The 1,191-nt window shown below is 69.5% G+C and carries 1 protein-coding gene; it reads right to left on the bottom strand.

Going from position 1 to position 1,191, the window contains the following annotated elements:
• A partial coding sequence (locus ACZ7KF_RS41565) for a condensation domain-containing protein (protein ID WP_471087930.1) occupies positions 1–1,191 on the bottom strand: 1,191 nt, incomplete at both ends.

Raw genomic sequence — 1,191 nt, 5'->3', positions numbered from 1 at the left:
CAAACCCCTCAACAGTCCCCCGGTCAAACACATCAACCGAAAAACCGAACACACCCGACAACCCAGCCGGCCCACCCACACCATCGAAAACCTCGCCGAGGTGTACCGAGAGGTCGAACTTCACGGCACCCGACGCGGCGGACTCGCTGTGGAGAGCGAGGCCCGGCAGGCGGAGTTCCGGTGCGGTGTTGTTCTGGAAGGTCAGCATCACCTGGAACAGGGGGTGCCGGGACAGGGAACGGACAGGGTTGAGGACCTCCACGAGGTGCTCGAACGGCACGTCCTGGTTGCCGTACGCGGAGAGGTCGGCCTCCCTTACTCGGTCGATCAGTTCGCGGAAGGTCGGGGCGCCGGAGAGGTCGGTACGCAGCACGAGCGTGTTCACGAAGAACCCGACGAGGTCGTCCAGCGCCTCGTCCGTGCGGCCCGCCACCGGTGTACCGATCGGAATGTCCGTCCCCGCGCCCAGCCGGAACAGCAGCGCGGCGAAGGCGGCCTGCACCACCATGAACACACTGGCGTCCGACTCTCGGGCGAGCTCCGCGATGCTCCGGTGCAGCTCGGCATCGAGGGTCACCGGAACGGTCCCGCCCTGGTACGAGGACGCGGCGGGCCGGGGTCGGTCGAAGGGCAGGTCCAGCTGGTCCGGCAGGTCGGCGAGCTGTTCGGTCCAGTAGGCGACCTGCTTGCTGAGCAGGCTGTCCGGGTCGGAGTCGTCGCCGAGCAGGTCTCGCTGCCACAGCGCGTAGTCCGCGTACTGCACCGGCAACGGCCTCCAGGCCGGAACACGGCCGCCCACGCGGGCCTCGTAGGCCAGGGCCACGTCCCGGGCGAGGGGGGCCAGCGACCAGCCGTCACCCGCGATGTGATGGAGGACGACCACCAGGATGTGCGTGCTGTCGTCAACAGCGAACAGTGCGGCTCGCAGCGGGGGTTCGGACGTCAGGTCGAAGCCACGGCGTGCGGTCAGCGCGACCGCCTCCGGCACATCCTCTTCGCTGATCTGCCGCACGGGCAGCTCGACCGCGGACTCCGCCATCTCGAGCACGCGCTGGCGTGGGGTGCCGTCGGGGCCCTCCGGGACGACGGTACGCAAGCTCTCGTGGCGCGCGACCACGTCACCGAGCGCCGCCGCGAGCGCCGCCCGGTCCAGCCGGCCCGTCAGCCGCAAGGCGATCGGCATGTTGTACG

Source organism: Streptomyces sp. NPDC038200, assembly GCF_055600785.1.
The sequence above is the reverse complement of the archived record's forward strand: the minus strand, read 5'-3'. Positions and strand labels throughout refer to the sequence as shown.